The organism is Micromonospora endolithica (assembly GCF_003626595.1).
Classification (GTDB): Bacteria; Actinomycetota; Actinomycetes; order Mycobacteriales; family Micromonosporaceae; genus Micromonospora; species Micromonospora endolithica.
In genome coordinates, this window is record NZ_RBAK01000009.1 from 149,213 (window position 1) to 168,962 (window position 19,750).

A 19,750-nucleotide genomic window follows, 5' to 3' on the forward strand; every position below is an offset into this window, starting at 1 on the left:
GCACCGGCACCCGTCCGGTGAACCCGCCGGAAGCAGATCCGCCGGGCGGCCGTCCAGCACCGCCGTCCGGCCGGTAGTGTGAATCTTCCCTCCCCACGGCCCCCTCCTCCCCCCGCGAAAATCTGCTTGGGTGACACTACTTCGGTCCGAACACTATGCGGCGGCCGGAGCCGACGGGTGGCATTGACCTGTCCGGGGAGCGGCGAGCCGCTGGTCACCGTGGGCCAGCGTGGGCAAACGAGGGAGCGTGCAGATGGATTTCGACGTGACGGTTGAGATCCCCAAGGGTCACCGCAACAAGTACGAGGTGGACCACGCGACCGGCCGGATCCGGCTGGACCGCACCCTCTTCACGTCCACGCAGTACCCGGCGGACTACGGCTTCATCGAGGGCACCCTGGGCGAGGACGGCGACCCGCTGGACGCGCTGGTGCTGGTCCCCGAGCCGACCTTCCCGGGCTGCCTGATCCGGTGCCGCACGATCGGCATGTTCCGGATGACCGACGAGAAGGGCGGCGACGACAAGGTCCTCTGCGTGCCCTACGAGGACCCGCGTCAGGAGCACCTGCGCGACATCCACCACCTCGGCGAGTTCGACCGCCTGGAGATCCAGCACTTCTTCGAGGTCTACAAGGACCTGGAGCCGGGCAAGTCGGTCGAGGGCGCGACCTGGGTCGGTCGCCAGGAGGCCGAGACCGAGATCGTCGCGTCGTACCGGCGGGCTCGGGAGGCCGAGGCGCGCGGCGAGTCCACCCACTGACACCACGACGTCCGACCGCCCGGGGGGCGGCTCAGCCGAGCAACCCCCGGGCCTTGTCGTACAGGTCGAGCACCGCGCAGGCGACCGGCACCACGGAGACCACCAGCGCGGTGTCGGTGAGGTCGGCGATCCGGCCGACGTACGGGGAGACCGGCCGGCGGGCGTACGTGGTGCCGGCGACCACGGCCACCAGGGCCAGCGCCAGCCCGCCCAGGACCAGCACGAGCAGACCGGTCGGGCCGGCACGGTCGGCCAGCACCGCGCCGAGGACGGCGTACCCGGTCAGGCCGGCGACCACGGTCGGCACCCGGTGCCGGACCGCCACGAAGAGCCGGGACCGCAGCAGCAGGACCGCGCCGGCGACCGCCACCAGCAGCCGGCCGGCGGTGCCCCCGGACAGCCCGAGCACCACGGCGGCGCCGACGGTCAGCGCGGCGTGGCCGAGGAGCATGCCGGTGAGCATCTCCTCGGTGCGGGCGACCGCGGCGTAGACCCGGTCGGAGTCCGGCAGGTCGCGGGCCCGGTCCGGTCCGCCGGGCTCCCCGCTGGGCAGCGTGATCGGCGGCAGCGGCACCTTGCCGAGTCGGATGGCCAGCAACGGGATCGCCCCCACCGCGAAAACCAGCACGGTGAGCAGGACCGCTGCCGTGCCGGCCGGCGCGAGCACCAGGCCGCCGAGCGCGGCGACCGCGCCGCAGAACCCGGCCACCACGCCGGCCACGAACACCCGCAGCCGGGTGGCGACGCCGACCAGGAGAAGCACCGAGACGAGCAGCAACGCCACCGTGCCGGCCAGCAGCTCGGGCGCGCCGATCCAGCGCAGCCCGGCCAGCGGGCCGACCGGGTCACCGGAGCTGACCGCGAGGGCTCCGGCCGCCGCCGCGTAGGGCAGGGCGTACCCGCCGAGGGTGGCACCGGCCGCACCGTCCCCGTACCCCCGGGAGGCCACCACCCCGGCGAGGGCGAGCAGCAGGGCGACCACCGCGGCGGCCGGCGCACCGCCGGTGTGCGCGGGCCCGCCGGCCAGGACGGCGCACAGGCCCACACCCAGCGGTACGGCGGCGCCGGCCAGGGCCGTGGTCCGGGTGGCGGTGGGTGACCAGGCACCGCCGCGCCGGCGGGCGCCGTCGGCGATCGCCTCGACCACGTCGTCGTACTCCAGCTCGGGCCACTGCGCGCGGGCCGGCACCAGGTGCAGCACCTCGCCGTCGCGGACGCCCTGGGGAAGCAGCGCCTGGGCGGTGGCGAGCACCGCGCCGTCGGTCCGGCGCAGCACCCACCCGCCGTGTCGTTCACCGTCGTCGGCGAGACCCTCGCCGGCGTGCCGGAGCACCTCGGGCAGCAGCTCGGCCAGGGGAACCTGCTCGGGAAGAGCGACGTCCACCCGCCGTTGCGGGCCGCTGATGGTGACCCGGGCCAGCCCGATCGTCATCGACCGACCTCCATATCGAGCGGGGTAGGTGGGTATCCGGACGACAGGACTTTACCTACCATGAGCCAGGCTCGGGTTACTGAGCGCTGTCGGGAGGTCGAGTGTCCACTGTCGTGATCAGGCGACCGCCGCGCCGGCCGGCACCGGAGATACCGGTCGGCGAGCTGCCGGTGGAGGCGCCGCCGGAGATCCCGCCGGTCACCGGCGGGCGCTGGCACCAGATGTTGATGGTGCTGCCGATGCTCGGCGGCACGGTGGCGATGGCGATGATGTTCGGCCGGGGCGGCGGGGCCTACTCCTACGTCGTCGGTGGGATGTTCGGGCTCTCCTCGCTGGCGATGCTGTTCACCTCCTGGGGCAGCGCCTCGGGCACCCCGAAGAAGTCCGAGATGATGGCCGCCCGCCGGGAATACCTGCGGCACCTCACCGGGCTGCGCCGGCGGGTCCGGGAGACCGCCGGCCGGCAGCGCGCCGGGCTGTACTACCGGCACCCGGACCCGGGCCGGCTCTGGTCGACCGTGGACAGCCACCGGGTGTGGGAACGCCGCCCGAACGACCCCGACTTCGCCGTCGTCCGGGTCGGCGTCGGCCCGCAGACCCTGGCCACCCCGCTGGTCCCGCCGGTCACCCGCCCGCTGGAGGAGCTGGAGCCGATGACCGCCGGGGCGCTGCGCCGCTTCCTGGACGCGTACTCGGTCGTGCCCGACCTGCCGGTGGCGCTGTCCCTGCGCAGCTTCGCCCGGGTCTTCGTCCGGGACGCGACGCCCGGCACCGGCTCGACCGCCGCCCAGGCGTTGGCCCGCGCGATACTCACCCAGCTGGCCGTCTTCCACGCCCCGGACGAGCTGCTCGTCGCGGTCTGCGCCGGGCCGGAACGGCGGGCCGCCTGGGAGTGGGCCAAGTGGCTGCCGCACGCCCACCACCCGGTCCGCGCCGACGCGCTGGGGCCGGTACGGCTGGTCACCAGTTCCGTCACCGAGCTGGAGCGGCTGCTGGACGAGGTCCTGGCCAGCCGGTCCCGGTTCAGTCCGGCCGGACCGGCCACCGACGGTCCCCACGTGGTGGTGGTGCTCGACGGCGGCGACCTGACCGGCGCCACCGACCTGACCGGGGAGAGCGGCATCGACGCGGTCACCGTCCTCGACCTGGACACCCCGCCCCCGCGACTGCTCGACCGTTTCGCCCTGCTGCTGGAACTGCGGCACGGCCGGCTGCACTCGCACTCCGCCGAGGGACACGCCGAGGTCGGTACGCCGGACCAGCTCGACGTCGCCGACGCGGAGGCCGTCGCCCGGCGACTCGCCCCGCTGCGGCTGGCCGCCACCGGACCCGGGATCGACGCGGCCCCGGGCGCCGACCTCGGCCTGCCCGAGCTGCTCGGCATCGGCGACCCGGAGAGCTTCACCGCGGAGCAGGGCTGGCTGCCCCGACCGCCCCGCGAGCGGCTCCGGGTACCGATCGGGGTGGGCACCGACGGCGGCGCCATCGAGCTGGACCTCAAGGAGTCCGCGCAGGACGGGATGGGTCCGCACGGCCTGCTCATCGGCGCCACCGGCTCGGGCAAGTCCGAGCTGCTCCGTACGCTGATCCTCGGGCTGGCCGCCACGCACAGCTCGGAGCAGCTCAACGTGGTGCTCGTCGACTTCAAGGGCGGGGCGACGTTCGCCTCCTTCGACCGGCTGCCGCACACCGCCGCGGTGATCACCAACCTGGCCGACGCGCTGCCGCTGGTGGACCGGATGGTCGACGCGATCAACGGGGAGCTGGTCCGCCGCCAGGAGCTGCTCCGCCGGGCCGGCAACTTCGCCAGCGTGCGGGACTACGAGCGGGCCCGGGCCGCCGGCACCCCGCTCGCCCCACTGCCGTCGCTGCTGATCGTCTGTGACGAGTTCTCCGAGCTGCTGTCCGCCAAGCCGGACTTCATCGACCTCTTCGTCCAGATCGGCCGGTTGGGCCGCTCGCTCGGCGTGCACCTGCTGCTGGCCAGCCAGCGCCTGGAGGAGGGCCGGCTCCGTGGACTGGACACCCACCTGTCGTACCGGATCGGGCTGCGGACCTTCTCGGCGCTGGAGTCCCGGACGGTGCTCGGGGTGCCCGACGCGCACGAGCTGCCCCGCTCCCCGGGGCACGGCTACCTGCGCTTCGGCACCGAGCCGCTGGTGCGCTTCCGGGCCGCGTACGTCTCCGGGGTGGTCCGCCGGCGCGGCGTGGCACCGGGCACCGGCGAGACCGGGGCACCACGGCTGCTCACCTTCACCACCCATCACGTGCCGGTGCCGGAACCGGTCGGGCCGCCGGCCCTCCCGCCGGCCGACGAGGACGGTGGCACCAGCCTGCTGGACCTGCTGATCGGCCGGCTGGCCGGCCAGGGACCGCCGGCACACCAGGTGTGGCTGCCACCGCTCGGCCCGGCACCGGCGCTGGACGAGCTGCTCGGCCCGGTCCGGGTCGACCCGGCGCGTGGCCTCTGCTTCGGCAACCCTGAGCTGCACGGCGCGCTCGGCGTGCCGGTGGCGGTGGTGGACAAGCCCTTCGAGCAGCGGCGGGACCTGCTCTGGCTGGCGCTGGACGGCGCCGCCGGGCACGTGGCCGTGGTGGGCGGGCCGCAGAGCGGCAAGTCGACCGCGCTGCGCACGCTGGTCTGCGCGCTGGCACTCACCCACACGCCGACCGAGGTACAGGTCTACTGCCTGGACTTCGGCGGCGGCGGACTGGCCGTGCTGCGCGACCTGCCGCACGTCGGCGGGGTCACCGGCCGCACCGACCCGACGGCGGTCCGGCGTACGGTCGGTGAGGTCGCCACCCTGCTGGCCGACCGGGAACGCCGCTTCGCCGAGTTGGGCGTGGAGTCGATGGCCGCGTGGCGGCAGCGCCGCGCCGCCGGTGCCCGGCAGCCGGCCGACGACCCGTTCGGCGACGTGTTCCTCGTGGTGGACGGCTGGGCCACGCTGCGCGGCGAGTACGACGACCTGGAACCGCTGATCACCGACCTGGCCACCCGGGGGCTGTCCTACGGGGTGCACGTGGTGGCCACCGCGGTGCGCTGGCTGGACTTCCGGCCGGCGATCCGGGACCTGTTCGGCTCCCGGCTGGAGCTGCGCCTCGGTGAGCCGTCGGACTCGCTGGTCGCCCGGCGGGCCGCCGCGAACGTGCCGGAGAAGACACCCGGCCGGGGCGTCACGGCGGAGAGCCTGCACTTCCTCACCGCGCTGCCGCAGCTCGCCGGCTCCGGCGGGGACACCGCCGACCTCGTCAAGCAGGCCGCCGGGGGCTGGCCGGGGCCGACCGCCCCACCGGTGCGCCTGCTGCCGCCGGTCCTGCCGTACGCCGACCTGGACCTGACCGCGACGACCGGCCTGCGCCTGCCGGTCGGCATCGCCGAGGCCGACCTGCGCCCGGTGTTCCTGGACTTCGCCACCGAGCCGCACTTCGTGGTGTTCGGTGACGCGGAGTGCGGCAAGTCGTCGTTCCTGCGCGCGCTGGCCACCTCCATCGTCACCCGGTTCACTCCGGTTCGGGCCCGGGTGATCCTGGTCGACTACCGGCGCAGCCTGATGGACACGATCACCACCGACCACCTGATCGGGTACGGCACCGCCGCCGCGCACACCACCGACCTGATCGAGTCGGCCGCCGGCTATCTCCAGGGGCGCCTGCCCGGTCCGGAGGTCACCCCGGCGCAGCTACGGGAACGGTCCTGGTGGACCGGTCCCGAACTGTTCGTGCTGGTCGACGACTACGACCTGGTCGCCAGCGGCCCGGCCAACCCGCTGCGGGCGCTGGAGGAGCACCTCCCGCACGCCCGGGACGTCGGGCTGCACCTGGTGCTCGCCCGGCGGTCCGGCGGTGCCGGGCGGGCCCAGTACGAGCCGATCGTGCAACGGCTGCGGGAGCTGTCGACAGCCGGGCTGGTGATGGCGGGCAGCCCGGACGAGGGAGCACTGGTCGGTCCGGTCCGCCCGGGCCCACTGCCGCCGGGGCGGGGTCGACTGGTCACACGGCGTGAGGGCGTACGCCTCGTGCAGCTGGCCCATCTGCCGCCAGTGTGACCGGTGTTCCGCGAACGCCCCGCTGGGCGGTCCGGAACCGGTAATCTCCCATCGTCGGTTTTCTGTCGTGACGAATGGCTGGGAATGTGACCAGGGTGCGGCACAGCGCTCCGCCGATGGCTCGACGGTTCGCCGTCCGGGCGCTGATCGGCGTGGCGGCCACCGTGGTGTCGGTGGCCGGTGCGGGTGCCCCGGCAGCCGCGGCCCCGGCAGCCGCCACCCCACCGGCCGTGGAGCAGGTCGCCGCCGGGGGGTTCGCCGCGGCGCCGGACGGCCGGGACCGCCCGGACCAGGTCCGCGACGAACAGTGGCAGATCGACGAGTTGCGGGCGGAGACGGCCTGGCGCACCTCGACGGGAGCCGGCGTGATCGTCGCGGTGATCGACTCCGGGGTGGACGGGAGTCACCCGGACCTGGCCGGGCAGGTGCTGCCCGGTCTCGACCTGGTCTCCCCCGAGGGCACCACCGACGTCGACCCGGTCGGGCACGGCACCACGGTGGCCGGGCTGATCGCCGGACGCAACGACGACAAGCGCGGCGTGGTCGGGCTGGCGCCCGACGCCCGGATCCTGCCGGTCCGGGTCCTCGACGCGGCCAACCGCTACGACGACGCCCTGATCGTCGCCAAGGGCGTGCGCTGGGCCGTGGACCACGGCGCCCGCGTGATCAACCTTTCGCTGGGCGGCAGCAGCGACAGCCCGGCGCTGGCCGCCGCCCTGGACTACGCCTTCGCCCGGGACGTCGTGGTGGTCGCCTGCACCGGCAACGTGGCGACCTCGTCCGACAAGAGGGTGTGGTACCCGGCCCGGGAGCCGGGCGTGGTCGCGGTATCCGGCCTGGAACGGGCCAGCGACAACCTGTGGTCCGGCGCGATCACCGGTCGCGCGACGGTGCTCACCGCCCCCGCCACCGGCCTGGTCGGGGCGCGCCCGAAGGACGGGTACTGGCGGGTGCAAGGCACCAGCTTCGCCGCGCCGCTGGTGGCCGCGACCGCCGCGTTGATCCGGGCCCGTTACCCGCAGATGCCCGCCGGTGACGTGGTCAACCGGCTGCTCAGCACCGCCCGCGACATCGGTCCCACCGGTCGCGACGACCGCTACGGGTACGGCCTGGTCGACCCGGTGGCGGCACTGGACGGCGAGGTGCCGTCGGTCGGCCGGAACCCGTTGGACGACCAGACCTCCCCGGGCGTGATCGGGTTCGGCCCGGCACCGGGCTCGGGCCAGGCCGAGGGAGCCGGCGCCGACCGGGACGGGTTGGGCCTGACCGCCCCCCGGCAGCAGACCCGGTGGTCGGCGCAGCCGGCCGGGGCCGAGGACGCGGCCGGCCCGGCACGTTTCTGGACCGGGATCGCGGTACTGGTGGCGCTGCTGACCGGTGCCGCGCTGGTGGTACGCCGGTTCCGCCTGTGGAATCGCTGAGGGTTTCCCGGGTCCGGGTCTGATCCGGCCCCGGCGGGGGTAGAACGGCTGGCATGAGTTCGTCCGGCCCTCGTACGCTGTCGCCCGGGACCCGGTCCTCGTGGCCGCGGCGCCGTCTCGACCCGGACCACTCCCTCGGCCTGCGACTCACCCTGGCCGCGGCGGGCGCCTTCCTGGTCCTCGTGCCGTTCGCGCTGCTGGCCCTGTTCGTCCTCAGCTCCTCGTCGCCCCTGCACCGCTGGGACGCGACGGTGACCGATCGTCTGCACGGCTGGGCGCTCGACCGGCCGGGCTGGACCCGCTTCCTGAACGTCTGGACCGACGTGTTCGGCCCGCTGCCGTTGCGGGTGGCCGCGCTGGTCCTGGTGGTCTGGCTGGTACGCCGGCAGGCCCGTCGGCTGGCGCTCTGGGTGACCGTCACCATGGTCGTGGGTGGGCTGCTCGGGCCGCTGCTGAAGCTGCTCGTCGGGCGGGACCGACCGGACCTGCTGGACCCGGTGGCCCACGCGACCGGCTACGCGTTCCCCTCCGGCCACGCGCTCAACGCCGCGCTGGCCGCCGGCGTGCTACTGGTGGTCTTCCTGCCGTCCGCCGTGGCGCCGGCCCGCCGGGTCGCGCTCTGGGTGGCCGCGCTGGTCCTGGTCGGGTTGACCGGCTTCACCCGGGTAGCGCTGGGCGTGCACTGGACCAGCGACGTAATGGGCGGTTGGCTGCTCGGCGCCGCGGTGGTGGCCGCCACTACCGCCGCCTTCACCACCTGGCGGCACCGGGTCGACCTGCCCCCGGTCCGGGTCACCGGAGACGGGGGCGACCCCGGGGAGAGGGACGCCCCGCGGCGGTTCGGCTGAGCGACGGCCCGGACAGGGCGTGCGCCGGTCACCGGGCGGGTACAGGCTGCGCCATGTCCTCCACAGTGCTCCAGGGTCTACGACGGGTTCTGCTGCCGGTGACGCTCCTGCTCGCCGTGATGGTGACGCTCGGGATGCTGGTCACCCGCGTCTTCGCCGGGTCCTGGCCCTTCACCCTGGAGCCCGGGGTGAACAGCGGGCTGGCGGCCGAGCGTACGTCCGGCTGGAACGACGTGTCGCTGGTCTTCAGCACGCTGGCCAGCACCCAGATGATCGTCGTGGTGACCGTGCTGGTGGCGTTGTTCCTCCGGCTGCGGCTGCACCGCTGGCGGGAGCCGCTCTTCCTGTGCGCCGCGGTGAGCGCACAGGCGCTGATCTTCCTGCTGACCACCATGGCGATCGACCGACGTCGCCCGGCCGTCGAGCAGATGGACGTCTCCCCGCCCACGTCGAGCTTCCCGTCCGGGCACACCTCCGCGGCGGTGGCGCTCTACCTCGGCATCGGGCTGCTGCTCGTCCTGCGGGCTCGGAGCACGCCGGCCAAGGTGGCCTGGGGCAGCCTGCTCCTGCTGGTGCCGGTGGGCGTCGCGCTCACCCGCATGTACCGGGGCATGCACCACCCGAGCGACGTGGTCGCGTCGTTCGTCAACGGCGGCACCTGCGTGCTGATCATGGCGCGCGCCTTCCTCGACCGCGGCATCCGCTGGGGTCGGTCCATGCTGTCGCCGGGCCAGGCGGCGGACGCCGACCGGGGCGTCGTGGGGCAGCCGGCGGCATCCTGACGGCGACCGGTCAGGTGCACTCGCCGGTGCGGACCGCCCGGGTGCGCTCGGCACCGGCCAGCGCCACCGGCCGGGCCTCGGCGGCGGTCACCGCGAAGCCGGTGTTCGGGTCGTCCGCCGCCGCCGCGAAGATCACCCCCAGCACCAGGCCGTTGGAGGAGACCAACGGTCCACCGGAGTTGCCGCTCTGCACCAGGGCCCGGATCGTGTAGATCTCCCGGGTCACCTTCCCGCCGTCGTAGATGTCCGGGCCGGTGATCCGGTCGACGTCCCGGATCCGCGCCGACTGCGCGTCGTACGGGCCGTCCAGCGGGAACCCGAGCACGATCGCGTCGGCGCCGGTGCCCGCGTTGCCGGCCGCGAACCGCAGCGACGGGCCGGGCAGGCCGGGTACGTGGAGCACGGCCAGGTCCCGGTCCGGGTCGTAGACGACGACCTTGCCGTCGTAGCGGTCGCCGTTCAGCTCCACGACGGTGGAGCGGGTGCCCGCCACCACGTGCGCGTTGGTCATCACCCGGTCGTCGGCGTAGACGAAGCCGGAGCCCTCGATCCGGCGCGAGCAGCTGGGCGCGGAACCCAGCACCTTGACCACCGCCCGCTGGCTGTTGACCACCACCTGGGACCCGGCCAGCGCGGGGTCGGGCGGGGAGACCTGCCGGGCCCGGGTGGGCGCCAGGTCACCGAAGACGTCCGGGAAACCGTTGGTGTCCACCGTGTCCCGCAGCGCGGTGGACAACTCCTGCGCCTGGTCGGGCAGGACCCGGTCGACCACCGTGAGCAGTGCGCTGTTGCGGACCGAGGAGGCCAGCCACGGCAGCGACGACGAGCCGAGCGGCACCGCCACCAGCCAGGCGACCAGCAGGACCGCGAAGAGCGACACGAACGCGCCGCCGACGTCGTCGGCCCGCTTCCCGACCTCGCTGGTGATCGTCTTGCGCAGGTGGGAGCCGAGCCAGCCGGCCAGTGCCTGACCGACCACCGCCAGGCCGAAGACGGTGACCAGCGAGATCAGCACCCGGGTGCCGCTGTCCACGAACTGCTGGGCCAGCAACGGGCCGAGCTGCAATCCGATCAGGGCGCCCAGGAAGAACCCGGAGAACGACATCACCCCGATGACGAAGCCCTGACGGTATCCGCTGATCGCGAACACGAGCATGAGCAGTAGCAGTACGAGATCCACGGCGGACACCCGTCCAGCGTACGGGCAGACGGCCGATCGGATGACCATCGCTTGCGGAAGGTGACCGTCAGGTGAGCGCATCGGGATCACCACGGCGGGATCGGCTCAGCGCACGGGGGTCTCGTCCACCTGGTCGGTGCCGGCCGACGGTGCCGGGTCGGCGCCGGTGGGCGGCAGCTCGACCACCCGGCCACGCGACCACGGTCGGGCCCAGCCGCCCATCTCCAGCAGCGTGGAGAGCACCCCGGCGGTGAAACCCCACACCAGCATCCCCCGGGCGGAGAACGCCGGGCCGATCCAGCCGCTGGGATGGCGTACCCGCATCCGGTTGTCCGGGTCGACCAGCTCGGCGACCGGCAACCGGGCCACGTGCGCCACCTCGGCCGGCTCCCGGGGGTGCACCGGGTGCGGCGTGTGCCACCAGGCGAGGACCGGGGTGACCACGAAGTCGCTGACCGGGATCCAGAGCCTCGGCAGTTCGGCGAGGACGGTGACGCTGGCCGGGTCGAGGCCTACCTCCTCGTTCGCCTCGCGCAGGGCGGTGGCGGAGGCGTCGGAATCCTCCGGGTCGGCCGCGCCGCCGGGGAAGGCCGGCTGACCGGCGTGGTTGCGGAGGGTGGCGGCCCGCTGGAGGATCAGCACGTCGGGACCGACGCCCGGCTCCTCACCGAGGAGCACCAGCACGGCGCTCTCCCGGCCGCCCGTCTCCGGGGTGGCCAGCCGGGTGAAGTCCTCGGTACGCGCGCTGCCGAGCCGGGCCAGCAGGGGTTCGATCCAGCCCGGCGGCCGCCGGTTCACGCCGGCACCGCCACACCCAGGTGCCGCCGGACCAGCTCGGCCAGGCGGGCGTCGTCCAGTGCGCCCGAGGCGTCGACGTGCCGTACGATGCCCTGCCCGTCGACGAGCACGGTCAGCGGGATCGCGTTGCGTTCCAACGCCCGCTGGAACGCCTCACCCTGGTCGAACAGCATCGGGAAGCGGACGCCGAAGTCCTCGCCGAAGGACTGCGCGGCCCCGCGCCCGTCCCGGCTGTTGACGCCGACCACCCGCAGCTGGCCCGCGGTCCGCTCGCTGAGCCGCTGGAAGGCGGGCAGTTCCTTGCGGCAGGGTGGGCACCAGGACGCCCACACGTTGATCACCGCCGGACCGCGCAGGTCCGGTAGGGCGACCGCGTCGCCGCCGGTGAAGCAGGTGAGGGTCAGCTCGGGCAGCGCCTTCCCGACGCCGGGCACCCGGGACGACTCGGGCAGGGCGGAGGACGGCGGAGTGGCCAGGTCGGCGGAGGCCGGCGGGGTGCCGAGATCGGCGCAGTCGGCGAACGGTGACGGCCGGCTGCTCGCCGCCTTCTCCCGGGTGGTGGTCGCCGGTCCGGTGTCGGTGTCGGTGTCGGCGGTGCAGCCGGCCACCGCGAGCAGCGCCGGGACGAGCAGCAGGACGAGCCGCTTCCTCATGGCACGTCCGCCACGACGGCCTGGGCGGGCACCAGATCCGGGTCCACCCCGGCGGCGACCGCCAGGTCCCGGGCGCGGGGGCCCTTGAGCAGCTTCGCCGCCGCCGGCTCGGTGGGACCGGTGCCGTACGACGGGCACAGCCGGGCCAGGGTGCACGCGCCGCAGGCGGGCTTGCGCGCGTGGCAGACGCGCCGGCCGTGGAAGATGATCCGGTGCGACAGCATGGTCCAGTCGCGCTTCGGGTACAGCGCGCCGATCGCATGTTCGATCTTCACCGGGTCGGTCTCGGTGGTCAGCCGCCACCGAGACACGAGGCGGTGGAAGTGGGTGTCGACGGTGATGCCGGGGACGCCGAAGGCGTTGCCGAGGATCACGTTGGCGGTCTTGCGGCCGATCCCGGGCAGCGTCACCAGGTCGACCAGCCGGCCCGGGACCTGACCGTCGTACCGCTCGACGAGCGCCTGACCGAGCTTGATCAGCGAGTCGGTCTTGTTGCGGTAGAACCCGGTCGGCCGGATCAGCTCCTCCATCTCGCCCCGGTCGGCGGCGGCATAGTCGGCCGCGGTCGGGTAGCGGGCGAAGAGCTTCGGGGTGACCTCGTTGACCTTCTTGTCCGTGCACTGCGCGGAGAGGATCGTCGCCACGGCCAGCTCCAGGGCACTGGAGTGGTCGAGTTCACAGTGTGCGTCCGGGTGGGTCTCGGTCAGCGCCCGGCCGATCCGCCGGGCGCGGCGGGTACGCCCGAGGTCGGTCTCGTCGGCGCGCGTGGAGCTGGTCGTCACGCCGGCCAGCCTACGTCGCCGCACCGACCGTCCGCCCGGGCCACACCCGGCCGGGAGCCGGTTCAGCCGGCGGCGGGTGGGCTGATCTTGCCGGAGTCGTCGAACGTCGCCCCGGACTTCGGGAAGTCGTCGGCGGTCAACTGCCGCATCAGCCCGAGGCCCCGATCGTCCGGGTCCATCGTCGGCTTGCCGGAGGAGTTCATGAAGGTCGAGACGAACGATCCGCCGGCCCAGGTGCCGTCCGGCTTCAGCGACACCTTGAGCACGCCACCCCAGCCGAGCCGACCGTTGTTGCTGAGGGAGTTGCCCCCGCCGGCGAAGTTGCCCAGGCTGTAGGCGATCAGCCGGCCCTTGTAGAACTCCATGCCGCGCAGCACGTGCGGGCCATGCCCGACGATCAGGTCCGCGCCGGCGTCGATCATGGCCTTGGAGAACTTCACCGGGTCGCCCCGGTTCTCGCCGAGGAACATCTCGGTGCCCGGCTTCACCCGCGTCTTGTCGGCCCCCTCGCCGCCCATGTGCACCTGCACGACCACCAGGTCGGCCATCCCGGCCGCCTTGGCGACGACCTTCTTCGACGCCGCGATGTCGGTCAGCGGGTTGGACCACACGTAGGACGAGAAGCCGGCCACGGCGACCTTGACGCCCTTGACGTCGACCACGGTGATCTGGTCGGGCGCCCCGGTGTGCGCGAGGTCGTACTTCTCCAGCGCGGCCTGGGTGTTCTCGTAGCCCTTCGGGCCGTAGTCGTAGCCGTGGTTGTTGGCCTGGTTGAGCAGGTCGAACCCGGCGTCGCGCAGGTGTGCGGCGTACTCCGGCGGAGCCCGGAACTGGAAGCAGCGGGTCGAGTTGGCGCCGCACTTGCCGGTGCCGGTGTCGACGGTCAGCGGCTCCTCCAGGTTGCCCATCACCAGGTCGGCGGCGAGCGCCTTGCGGACCGAGGTGAAGAAACCCTTGCCACCGTTCGGGGGGAGCCGGTTCGGCGCGTTGCCCATGATGATGTCGCCGGTGGCGGACATCGAGATCGCCGAGCCGGCCGGCTCGGTGCCGCCGGTCGTGGCGACCGGGGCGCCGGTGCCACCGCCACCCGCTCCGGGTTGCCAGACCGCGCCGGCCCCGGGCTCCTCCGTGCCGCACCCGGTGGCGAGCAGGACGGACAGCAGCACGCCGGCCGCGAGCGCCAGGCGGCGACGCGGACGGACCAGGAAGGGAGCGGCAGAGTACATCGCCCGCGACCCTACCGGCTGGTCGACGCGCCCACGAGAGCCGATCGGGTCGAGATTCAGCCGGCCGGTCGGTCGGACCAGGGGATCACGGTGCCGGCGCCGCCGGCGGTCACGGTCGCATGCACCGCGCGGGCGAGCGGCGCGCCCCAGGCCGAGCGGGGTCCGCCGTACGCCACCTCCGGCCCTTCGGCCGGGCAGAGCACGGTGACCGCGTCGGTCGGGGTGCCGGTGCCCGGCAGCCCGAGTGCGGCGATGGCCTGGACCTTCGCCTCCGTCGCCGTGGCCACGGCGTTGACCAGCGCGGCGGCGGAGAGCCGGGCCGGCACGTACGCCACGATGTTGACCGTGCCGACCCGCTCGGCGAGCGCGACCGGCGCGGGGGCCGCCGCCGGGACGGGGGTGCCCAGCCCGACGGTCGTCCAGACCCTGACGCCGCCGTCCGCGCGGGCCACCACCTCGGCGACGTCCACGCCGGTCAGCAGGCCCACCCCGGGTCCGTCCAGGCCGAGCTGGTCGGCCAGGTCGGTCAGGTGGTCCGCGGGGTCGTCCCGGTCGTACGACATCGGCACCGTCGCGTTGACCACCCAACTTCGGGGGCCGAGCCCACCGCCGAGTGGTCCGGAACTCACGGTCAGTAGCGGGCGCACGGTGCGCCACACCAGCAGCGGGACGTCCCGCCCGTCCTCGCGGCGGGTGGTCAGCAGCGGGTCGTTCAGCACGTGGTGACCCTACGACCTGCGCGCTTACCGGCCCGCCGGCACCCGGTCGGGCGCGAGATCGTACCGCCGGCGGGAGTCGGGCGGGTTACGCCCAACGATCAAGATTCCAGGGGTGCACCTCCGATTCCTGCTCACGTGGGCCTAGACTTGGCGGCGCGCGAAGGGATCAGCGGACGGCGGACCCGGCCGACGGACGGCACCGCGCGACCGGAGGTGCGCGATGGATGAGGTACTGGCCCGCAGCGGGATCTTCCAGGGCGTTGACCCGGAGGCTGCCGAGGCGCTCGCCAAGGAGATGGAGACGATCGAGGTCCGCAAGGGCGAGGTCGTGTTCAACGAGGGCGAGCCCGGCGACAGTCTCTACATCCTGCTGTCCGGCAAGATCAAGGTCGGTCGCCGGGCGGCGGACGGCCGGCAGAACCTGATCGCGGTCATGGGACCGTCGGACATGGTCGGCGAGCTGTCGCTCTTCGACCCCGGACCGCGGACGGCGACCGCCACGGCGGTGACCGACACCCGTCTGGTGCGGCTGCGCAAGCAGGCGTTGCGTCCGTGGCTCAACAACCGGCCGGAGATCGCCGAGCAGTTGCTGCGGGTGCTGGCCCGCAGGCTGCGCCGGACCAACGACTCGCTGGCCGACCTGATCTTCACCGACGTGCCGGGCCGGGTCGCGAAGAACCTGCTCCAGATGGCCGGCCGCTTCGGCACCCGGGACGGCGGCGTCCTGCGGGTCACCCACGACCTCACCCAGGAGGAGATCGCCCAGCTCGTCGGCGCCTCCCGGGAGACCGTCAACAAGGCCCTGGCCGACTTCGCCTCGCGCGGCTGGCTGCGGCTGGATGGCAAGAGCATCATCATCCTCGACCCGGAGCGCCTGGCCCGCCGCGCCCGCGTCTGACCCGTACGCCCGGCTTTTCCGGCCCGGATCGCCCGACGGCGGTCCGGGCCGCTCCGCGCTGCGGCACCCGTCCGGCCTGGGCACCGCACCCGGACCCGGCGGGTCACCCAGCCCGGTCGGCGCTGCCCGCTCCCCCCTGGGTTCCTCCGCACCGGACATCGCTTCCACCCCCGGCAACGCCTCCGCCTGTGGACGTTCCCGGGGTGTCACAGCCCTCCTCCCGGAGCGCGGCGGGCCCGCAGGACGATGCGCGCCAGCAGCCCTTTCGAGCTGAGTCATCGATGTCATCGGGCCGGGAGGCGACGGCTTGCGCCCCGGCTCGACCAGTGTGCGGCGGAACCGAACGCGCCCCGGCCCCGGCGAGAGTCCGGCGCCGGACCACCACGCCGCGCCACCACCGCACCGCGCCACCGCACCCGGGCCACCACACCACGCCACCGCGCGGGCCACCGCCGGATCGCGCCACCGCCCGGGCCACCGCCGCACCACGCCACCGCCACACCACGCCACCGCCCGGGCCACCGCCACACCACGCCATCGCGCGGGCCACCGCCACACCACGGCACCGCTCGGGCCACTACGCCACCGCCCGGCCACGCCACACCACGCCACCGCCCGGGCCACCGCCGGATCACGCCACCGCCCGGCCACCGCTACACCACGCCACCGCCCGGGCCACCGCCGGATCACGTACCGGCACGGCGGCCGCCGGATCGCGGCCACCGCCGGCGGCGCCGCGGGTCCGGAGCCGTGAGTCATCAACGACATCAGCTCGAAAGCGTCCCGAGCAACTGTGCCGCCCGGAACGGAAGGACCGGGAAGGAAAGGCCAGGAAGGAAAGGCCAGGAACGCAAGGGCCAGGAACGGAAGAGCCAGGAACGCAAGGCCCAGGAACGCCAAGGCCAGGAACGGGAGGGCCGGGAGCGAGGGGCCGGAGGGGAAGGACGGGAGGGGGCCGCCGCTCGCGGGCTCCGAAAAAGTCAGGCTTGACTGTTTGTTTCGAGGGCGGCACGCTGTTGCCGTGTCCGTAGCACCGACCCGCGTACCGCAGCAGGAGCGCAGCCGCGCCACCCAGGCCCGGCTGCTGGAGGCGACCGTCGAATGCCTGGTGGAGCACGGCTGGTCCGGCACCACCACCACCGTCGTCGCGGCGCGGGCCGGCGTCTCGCGGGGTGCGCAGCTGCACCACTACCCCACCAAGGCGGCGCTGGTGACCGCCGCGGTGGCACACCTGGCCGAGCGGCGGGCCGAGGAACTGCGTACCGAGGCGGAGGCGCTGCCGGCCGGGCCACAGCGCCTGGACCGCGTGATCGACCTCCTCGGGGCGGCCTTCACCGGGCCACTCTTCGTCGCCGCCCTCGAACTATGGGTCGCTGCCCGCACCGACCGGGAGCTACGCGAGGCCCTGGTGCCGCTGGAGGCCCGGGTCGGGCGGGAGATGCACCGGCTCACCGTCGGCCTGCTCGGCGTGGACGAGCGCCGGCCGGGCGTACGCGAGGCGGTGCAGGCGACCCTCGACCTGCTGCGCGGACTGGGTGTGGCCAACCTGCTCAGCGACGACTCGTCCCGCCGGTCCGCCCTACTGCACACCTGGAAGCGCCAGCTCGCCACCGTGCTCGCCCCGGAAAACCCCTGACTGACCACCGCCGAGCCGCCGGAGGCACCATGGTCGACCTGAAGGATCTGCTCGCGGACCTGGCCGAGGAGTCCGGCCAGTTGGACAACCTGGTGGCCGGGCGGCCACCGGCGGACTGGGACCGACCGACCCCGGCACCGGGGTGGACCGTCGGGCACCAGATCGCGCACCTGACCTGGACCGACCACGTGGCGCTGCTGGCCGTCACCGACACCGAGTCGTTCTACGCCTCGGTCAGTTCCGCTCCCGACCCGGCTCGGCTGGTCGACGACGGTGCGGCGGAGTTCCTCGGCCCACCCGCGCAACTGCTCCCGAGGTGGCGGACCGGCCGGACCGCTCTGGCCGCCGTGCTGGCCGCCGCGCCGCCCGGAGAGAAGGTGCCCTGGTACGGCACCCGGATGTCACCCGCCTCCATGGTCACCGCAAGGATCATGGAGACCTGGGCGCACGGCGAGGACATCGCCGACGCGCTCGGCGTCATCCGGCCGGCCACCGCCCGGCTGCGGCATGTCGCGCACCTCGGTTTCCGTACCCTCGGGCACGGCTTCGCCGCCCACGGCCGTGCGGTGCCTGCGGCGCCGATGCGGGTCGAGCTGACCGCACCCCAGGGAGACACCTGGGCGTACGGCCCGGCCGACGCCACCGACCGGGTCACCGGACCGGCGCTGGACTTCTGCCTGCTGGTCACCCAGCGGCGGCACCGCGACGACCTGGCCCTGGTCGCCACCGGCCCGGTCGCCGACGCGTGGCTGGACGTCGCGCAGGCGTTCGCCGGCCCGCCCGGTGCCGGGCGGGCGCCGCGGACCGTCGGCGCCACCGAGGCGCCGGTATGAGCGGCGTCCTGCGGGTGGGCAACGCGTCCGGCTTCTACGGGGACCGGGCGACCGCCTGGCGGGAGATGCTGGACGGCGGCGACCTGGACGTGTTGACCGGTGACTACCTGGCCGAGCTGACCATGCTCATCCTTGGCCGGGACCGGATGCGCGACGAGTCACTCGGGTACGCGAAGACGTTCCTCCGGCAACTGGAGAGCGCCCTCGGCACGGCGTTGGACCGGGGTGTCCGGCTGGTGACCAACGCCGGCGGCCTGAACCCCGCCGGGCTGGCCGCCGCGATCGGGTCACTCGCCGCGCGGCTGGGCCTGGAGGCCCGGATCGGGTACGTCGAGGGCGACGCCCTGGCCCGGCCGGACGCGCTGACCGCCAACGCCTACCTCGGCGCGTTCGGCATCGCCGCCTGCCTGGACGCCGGCGCGGACGTGGTGGTGACCGGCCGGGTCACCGACGCGTCCCTGGTGGTCGGTCCGGCGATCGCCCGCTTCGGGTGGCGGCGCGACGACCTGGACGCCCTGGCCGGGGCGACCGTGGCCGGACACCTGCTGGAATGCGGAGCGCAGGTGACCGGTGGCAACTTCAGCTTCTTCACCGAACTGCCCGACGGCGGGCATAGGCCCGGTTTCCCGATCGCGGAACTCCACCCCGACGGCTCCTCGGTGATCACCAAGCACCCCGGCACGGGGGGCGCGGTCACCGTCGAGACGGTCACCGCGCAACTGCTGTACGAGGTGGGCGCGCCCGCGTACCTGGGGCCGGACGTGGTGACGCACCTGGACACCGTGCGGCTCGCCCAGGACGGCCCGGACCGGGTACGCGTCGACGGCATCCGCGGCACTCCCCCGCCGGACACCCTCAAGGTGGGCGTCAACAACCTCGGTGGCTTCCGCAACTCGATGACGTTCGTCCTCTGCGGGCTGGACATCCCCGCGAAGGCAGCCCTGGTCCGGGGCCAGATCGAGGAGGCGGTCGGCAAGGACGGGCTGGAGTTCACCCTGGCCCGCACCGACCATGTGGACGCGACCGACACCGAGACGGCGAGCGCGCTGCTGCACGTACACCTGCGCGACGGTGACCGGGCACGGGCCGGGCGGGCGTTCTCGGCCGCCGCGGTCGAGTTGGCGCTGGCCTCCTATCCCGGCTGCACGCTGACCACCCTGCCCGGCGACGCGACGCCCTACGGGGTGTTCACCGCCGACGTGGTGCCGCAGGCCGAGGTGGCGCACGTCGCGGTGCTGCCCGACGGGGTACGCGTGCCGATCGCCCCGCCCACGACAACGGAGCCGCTGACGCGATTGGAAGGGCCCCTTGTACAACACCAGGCGTTAAAAGGGGTCCCTTCCGAACAGGCCGGCGGCGCCTGCTGCGCCGGAGCGCCCCCGGCCCATTCGTCCTTACATCCCACCCGGCGGGGGGCGCTCGGCGAGCTGGTCGGGGCGCGCTCGGGGGACAAGGGCGGCGACGCGAACCTCGGCGTCTGGGCGCGCACCGACGCGACCTGGGCCTGGCTGCGCGGCTGGCTGACCGTCGAGCGGCTGGCCGAACTGCTGCCGGAGACCGGGACGCTGACCGTGCAGCGGTACGAGCTGCCGAACCTACGCGCGGTCAACTTCGTGATCCGGGGACTGTTGGGGCAGGGGGTGGCCGCGTCCACCCGGTTCGACCCGCAGGCCAAGGCCCTCGGCGAGCTGCTCCGCTCGCGGATCGTCGACCTGCCGGCCGAGGAGTGAGCG

Annotated in this window: 16 protein-coding genes; 9 read left to right on the plus strand and 7 right to left on the minus strand. The window is 74.0% G+C overall.

Features of this window, described 5'->3' with window-relative positions; all coding sequences use genetic code 11:
* Positions 1 to 253 precede the first annotated feature (253 nt).
* Positions 254 to 760, plus strand: coding sequence for an inorganic diphosphatase (locus D7223_RS22140; protein ID WP_120730339.1), 507 nt, complete (start codon positions 254 to 256; stop codon positions 758 to 760).
* Positions 761 to 791: 31 nt separating this feature from the next.
* On the opposite strand, the gene eccD is transcribed toward D7223_RS22140, so the two are convergent.
* Positions 792 to 2,192, minus strand: a complete 1,401-nt coding sequence (gene eccD, locus D7223_RS22145; protein WP_120730340.1) for a type VII secretion integral membrane protein EccD — start codon at positions 2,190 to 2,192, stop codon at positions 792 to 794.
* A gap of 101 nt (positions 2,193 to 2,293) precedes the next feature.
* Here eccD and eccCa point away from each other — a divergent pair, with 101 nt between their 5' ends.
* The 4 genes from eccCa (at position 2,294) to D7223_RS22165 (ending at position 9,292) form a co-directional block, all read left to right on the plus strand.
* Entirely contained in the window at positions 2,294 to 6,241 is a 3,948-nt protein-coding gene (gene eccCa / locus D7223_RS22150; RefSeq protein ID WP_120730341.1) for a type VII secretion protein EccCa, read from the plus strand.
* Positions 6,242 to 6,315: 74 nt separating this feature from the next.
* Positions 6,316 to 7,662: a type VII secretion-associated serine protease mycosin gene (mycP, locus tag D7223_RS22155; protein ID WP_186832319.1), complete on the plus strand. Its 1,347-nt coding sequence runs from the start codon at positions 6,316 to 6,318 to the stop codon at positions 7,660 to 7,662.
* A 53-nt stretch (positions 7,663 to 7,715) separates the two neighbouring features.
* A complete protein-coding gene (locus tag D7223_RS22160) occupies positions 7,716 to 8,510 on the plus strand; it encodes a phosphatase PAP2 family protein (RefSeq protein ID WP_120730343.1) in 795 nt (264 codons plus the stop codon).
* Positions 8,511 to 8,563: 53 nt separating this feature from the next.
* Positions 8,564 to 9,292, plus strand: a complete 729-nt coding sequence (locus tag D7223_RS22165) for a phosphatase PAP2 family protein (RefSeq protein ID WP_120730344.1) — start codon at positions 8,564 to 8,566, stop codon at positions 9,290 to 9,292.
* 10 nt (positions 9,293 to 9,302) lie between these two features.
* Here D7223_RS22165 and D7223_RS22170 read toward each other — a convergent pair whose 3' ends face one another.
* The 6 genes from D7223_RS22170 to D7223_RS22195 all read right to left on the minus strand — a co-directional run bounded on the left by D7223_RS22170 (position 9,303) and on the right by D7223_RS22195 (position 14,650).
* Positions 9,303 to 10,481, minus strand: a complete 1,179-nt coding sequence (locus D7223_RS22170) for a MarP family serine protease (protein ID WP_120730428.1) — start codon at positions 10,479 to 10,481, stop codon at positions 9,303 to 9,305.
* A gap of 96 nt (positions 10,482 to 10,577) precedes the next feature.
* Positions 10,578 to 11,270, minus strand: a complete 693-nt coding sequence (locus D7223_RS22175; RefSeq protein ID WP_120730345.1) for an NUDIX hydrolase — start codon at positions 11,268 to 11,270, stop codon at positions 10,578 to 10,580.
* Positions 11,267 to 11,923 carry a TlpA family protein disulfide reductase gene (locus D7223_RS22180; RefSeq protein ID WP_120730346.1) on the minus strand — a complete coding sequence of 219 codons (657 nt, stop codon included), beginning with the start codon at positions 11,921 to 11,923 and terminating at the stop codon, positions 11,267 to 11,269. The genes D7223_RS22175 and D7223_RS22180 overlap by 4 nt, the downstream gene beginning before the upstream one ends.
* A complete protein-coding gene (gene nth, locus D7223_RS22185) occupies positions 11,920 to 12,729 on the minus strand; it encodes an endonuclease III (protein WP_120730347.1) in 810 nt (269 codons plus the stop codon). Before nth ends, D7223_RS22180 begins: the two co-directional genes overlap by 4 nt.
* 38 nt (positions 12,730 to 12,767) lie before the next feature.
* A complete protein-coding gene (locus D7223_RS22190; protein WP_120730348.1) occupies positions 12,768 to 13,931 on the minus strand; it encodes a CapA family protein in 1,164 nt (387 codons plus the stop codon).
* A gap of 56 nt (positions 13,932 to 13,987) precedes the next feature.
* Positions 13,988 to 14,650, minus strand: coding sequence for an adenosylcobinamide amidohydrolase (locus D7223_RS22195; RefSeq protein ID WP_120730349.1), 663 nt, complete (start codon positions 14,648 to 14,650; stop codon positions 13,988 to 13,990).
* A 220-nt stretch (positions 14,651 to 14,870) separates the two neighbouring features.
* Between D7223_RS22195 and D7223_RS22200 the strand changes: the two genes are divergently transcribed.
* The 4 genes from D7223_RS22200 (at position 14,871) to D7223_RS22220 (ending at position 19,747) form a co-directional block, all read left to right on the plus strand.
* A complete protein-coding gene (locus D7223_RS22200; protein ID WP_007073398.1) occupies positions 14,871 to 15,548 on the plus strand; it encodes a Crp/Fnr family transcriptional regulator in 678 nt (225 codons plus the stop codon).
* Between the two features lie 1,021 nt (positions 15,549 to 16,569).
* A complete protein-coding gene (locus tag D7223_RS22210; protein ID WP_120730351.1) occupies positions 16,570 to 17,184 on the plus strand; it encodes a TetR/AcrR family transcriptional regulator in 615 nt (204 codons plus the stop codon).
* A gap of 29 nt (positions 17,185 to 17,213) precedes the next feature.
* Positions 17,214 to 18,017 (plus strand): TIGR03084 family metal-binding protein, encoded by an 804-nt coding sequence (locus D7223_RS22215; protein WP_120730352.1) that lies wholly within the window; start codon positions 17,214 to 17,216, stop codon positions 18,015 to 18,017.
* Positions 18,014 to 19,747: an acyclic terpene utilization AtuA family protein gene (locus D7223_RS22220; RefSeq protein WP_120730353.1), complete on the plus strand. Its 1,734-nt coding sequence runs from the start codon at positions 18,014 to 18,016 to the stop codon at positions 19,745 to 19,747. The genes D7223_RS22215 and D7223_RS22220 overlap by 4 nt, the downstream gene beginning before the upstream one ends.
* Positions 19,748 to 19,750: the final 3 nt, after the last annotated feature.

Excerpts from the sequence above, each read along its gene's own strand:
- D7223_RS22215 (WP_120730352.1), top strand. The coding sequence starts at position 17,214 with ATGGTCGACCTGAAGGATCTGCTCGCGGACCTGGCCGAGGAGTCCGGC.
- D7223_RS22140 (WP_120730339.1), top strand. The coding sequence starts at position 254 with ATGGATTTCGACGTGACGGTTGAGATCCCCAAGGGTCACCGCAACAAG.
- D7223_RS22200 (WP_007073398.1), top strand. The coding sequence starts at position 14,871 with ATGGATGAGGTACTGGCCCGCAGCGGGATCTTCCAGGGCGTTGACCCG.
- mycP (WP_186832319.1), top strand. The coding sequence starts at position 6,316 with ATGGCTGGGAATGTGACCAGGGTGCGGCACAGCGCTCCGCCGATGGCT.
- D7223_RS22190 (WP_120730348.1), bottom strand. The coding sequence starts at position 13,931 with ATGTACTCTGCCGCTCCCTTCCTGGTCCGTCCGCGTCGCCGCCTGGCG.
- eccD (WP_120730340.1), bottom strand. The coding sequence starts at position 2,192 with ATGACGATCGGGCTGGCCCGGGTCACCATCAGCGGCCCGCAACGGCGG.
- D7223_RS22220 (WP_120730353.1), top strand. The coding sequence starts at position 18,014 with ATGAGCGGCGTCCTGCGGGTGGGCAACGCGTCCGGCTTCTACGGGGAC.
- D7223_RS22160 (WP_120730343.1), top strand. The coding sequence starts at position 7,716 with ATGAGTTCGTCCGGCCCTCGTACGCTGTCGCCCGGGACCCGGTCCTCG.
- D7223_RS22165 (WP_120730344.1), top strand. The coding sequence starts at position 8,564 with ATGTCCTCCACAGTGCTCCAGGGTCTACGACGGGTTCTGCTGCCGGTG.
- D7223_RS22180 (WP_120730346.1), bottom strand. The coding sequence starts at position 11,923 with ATGAGGAAGCGGCTCGTCCTGCTGCTCGTCCCGGCGCTGCTCGCGGTG.